This is a genomic window from Psychrobacillus sp. (assembly GCF_056205495.1).
In genome coordinates this window covers 1-3202 of record NZ_JBAEAP010000280.1, presented here as the reverse complement: position 1 = coordinate 3202, position 3202 = coordinate 1, and the positions used below count along the sequence as shown (strand labels likewise).

The window sequence follows — 3202 nt, the reverse complement described above, 5'->3', positions numbered from 1 at the left end:
ATAGGGTTGAAATGGTTTGAAGATACCCAGCAAGAAGAGCCAGTGTATGAATGTAGATTGAATAAGGAAACTATATCACAATAGATTGTAATATGCTTTTATGGAGGAATTTCGTGAGAATACTATGAAATTCCTCTTTATTTAATTGGCTATGTTAAAGAGTAGGGTTGATTTATGATACATAGAAAAAGTAATCTTTAAATTCGAGAGTAGAATTTATTTCCGCGCCAACCGGACGCTTTCCTCGGGGTGAGCGATAAGCCATCACCCATCGCTTACGCGCGTGGTTGTGATGTCTTATCTGTCTCACTCATCCCGTAGGAGTCGCCGTCTGGCGCTCCAATCAATAAATGGGAACAGCTTTAATGCATCGATTAATTGCTTATAAATTTACTCGCATAATCTAAGCCGAAAAACTGTCACGAACTCCAATTTCATAATTTATTTTTGATCTTAATAATCATTTGAATGTCACTTTTATAATGTTTACAGTCACTATAAAAAAGAATGGTTAGTCAAAATCAACCAAAAAATTTAACAAAGCTATTTAATTTAATGTCACCATATTTCTTAAAACCTACTTCTTTAATATTAAAGTAGCCTCATTTACAACACGACGAACAAGCTGTTCAACCGTTTCCTCTCTAGCTAATGTTGGACTTTGGCCCGACCAGAGAGACATGAAATCTGCGTCCTTTTGCTGAGTGGCCGCTTTTCTTAAGTTTTGTGTAAGTGCATTTTGGACGGGAAAGGGCGGTAGCTTGTTTTCATGCACATGCATTTCTTTCATAAAACGATTTTCAATTCCTCTTGCTTCCTTCCCGGAAAATGCTTTCGTACTCACTATGTCCTCGCTTTTCGCTTGCAGTACGGCTTGTTTATGCACTGGGTTTGCCCCACTTTCTTTGCAGGTTAAGAAGGCCGTTCCCATTTGTACGGCATCTGCTCCTAAACATAACGCAGCAGATAGTCCTCTACCGTCCATTATTCCTCCTGCTGCAATAACTGGTATTGACACCTGATCAGCTACTTGGGGAATTAGTGCCATTAAGCCAATCATGCTGTTAGGGGAATCTACTAAAAAGTTCCCACGATGCCCTCCTGCCTCACTACCTTGTACAACTACCGCGTCCATCCCCGCCCGTTCGATAGCTATGGCTTCTGGCACAGTAGTAGCTGTCCCTATTGTCATAATCCCATTTTGTTTAAGATTTTCAATAGTTTTTTTGGAAGGAATTCCAAATGTAAAGGAACAAGCAGCCACTCTTTCTTCTATAACAATCTTTAGTAGTTCCTCATATGTTTGCTTTTCAATTTCTTTTGTAGGTAAGTCCGGTTCTTTCATTTTATGATTTAAAAGAAGCTCATAATTGTTTACTAGCTCCTTAGATTTTGCAACCTGGTCCTCATTCAATTCAAAATGCTCAGGAACGAACAAATTTACTCCAAAATTTGCATTCGTAAGTGCCTTCACCTGATTTATTTGAACTCGTAATTGATCAGGCTTTAAATATCCTGCACCAATCATTCCAAGTGCACCTTGATTGGAGACTTCACTAACTAGCACAGGAGTTGTAATTCCTCCAGCCATTGGCGCTTGAATGATAGGGCACTTTAAATCTAATGATTTCATAAAATTATTTCCCATCATCGAAAACCTCTCCTTATTTCAGTTTTCTTTAACTTTCCACTGTTCATAATAAGTAGCTTCTACAGATATCTTTTTTGTTCGCAACCATTCAAATGCTTTTAAGACTAAGGGCGAGGAATTTTCCATCGATGTTTCCTGTTCCGAAATCCATACAGCTCCTAGTGAGTCCTGTCCTTCAAACTGCAATGGTTCAGATATCGACCCTCCTACATGCTCAACTTCATAAAAAAAGGCTACATGGTGTACAGCCGTGCCTTCTCTCCAATCGGTGTGAATAATAAAGTCAGCTGCTCCAATCTGTTTACGCACATCGATTAATAACCCTGTTTCTTCATAGAATTCTCTTTCAATTGCCTCCTGCAGCGATTCACCTGTTTCTAAATTCCCACCTGGAAGGTCATAGCGGTTGATATAAGGGCCACCATTTTTCTGAATAACTAGAAGCTTGTTTTCATGTATACAGATACCATACACTCCAAACGCTCTATGAAAATTCAACTGAATTCTATTATTCCATCGCATAGCTTTTTCCTCTAATGATTGCACAAACTTGTCCTTACCATTAATATAACTCTCCACATCAAAAGGAAACTGTTGAGCAAGAGCTCTCTTTAGCTCACCGTATTTCTTTGCCTCCACAGAATGTTTTCTTAAATAATCTCTAAAAATAAGATGTCTTTCTATTTCAGGATTCCCTTGTTCATAAATATGTACATGATGAGTTCGATTGTCACCCCCTTTTTGAAAATAGCGTCGACCTGGTAAACCGTTCTCTCCTTTTGGGGTATAGCCGAGTTGAATCATTTGCTCATCGTATGCATTAACTCGTTTAATATCTCGGACAACAGGCATTATAACTATAATCGGCTTTGCGGAAAGCCCCTCTATAGAAGTGCTACCTATATGGTGTACTTCTACTAGTTCTTCCTTGAAAATATCATTTAAAGACTTTGATTCTAGTTGAAAATCATTAGCCCATTTCTGTGAAAACTCTTTAACTTCAATTTTTCTCATTTTACATCCTCACTTTTATTTAAGAAGTGCTGTCAACTCGTTTTTATGATATACGGATAATCTTAATAGGTTCATGTTATTTTCCTCTAGCTCATCCATGATTTTTTGAGCTACATGTTTAGCCAGCTCATATTTCTCTTGATTTATTAGACCAGAATGTAAAGCCTCTTCAAGCTCCTCTTCATCCACAAGAAAGTAATCACCGGACGGAAGAACTATAATGTCTAAAAATAAATCATCCCACCAAGGGCCTTTGTCGTCTATACCATGTTTATGGCATATGTCTATATACCATTGAACAACTTTTCCGTTTTGATCGAACATGGTCGTTACCGTATAGTTTTCTGCCGTGGGGAAGTGCTGCAGCCACATATACCCTTGGTCGACAATACAAACCTTCTTTGAATCATAACTAACCCATAATGGTTTTGTCGTCTCCAATAAGTATATAAGGGACACCCCTCCAGTAAATTGCTCCGAACTAATCTCGACAAAAGTATATTGCCGTTTTAAAATTCTTGACCAACCCGGTCGTTC

Annotated in this window: 3 protein-coding genes and 1 pseudogene; all 4 read right to left on the bottom strand. The window is 38.4% G+C overall.

The window, feature by feature from the left end; all coding sequences use genetic code 11:
• Positions 1 to 577: 577 nt before the first annotated feature.
• Positions 578 to 1651, bottom strand: a complete 1074-nt coding sequence (locus tag AC06OU_RS08265; protein ID WP_475855147.1) for an NAD(P)H-dependent flavin oxidoreductase — start codon at positions 1649 to 1651, stop codon at positions 578 to 580.
• Positions 1652 to 1669: 18 nt separating this feature from the next.
• Positions 1670 to 2173, bottom strand: coding sequence for an NUDIX hydrolase (locus AC06OU_RS08260; protein ID WP_475855148.1), 504 nt, complete (start codon positions 2171 to 2173; stop codon positions 1670 to 1672).
• Positions 2174 to 2191: 18 nt separating this feature from the next.
• Positions 2192 to 2665 (bottom strand): annotated as a pseudogene (locus AC06OU_RS08255) (GrpB family protein); the annotation flags it as partial.
• A 15-nt stretch (positions 2666 to 2680) separates the two neighbouring features.
• On the bottom strand, positions 2681 to 3202 hold a 522-nt coding region (locus AC06OU_RS08250), incomplete at its 5' end, for a ribonuclease FAU-1 family protein (protein ID WP_475855146.1).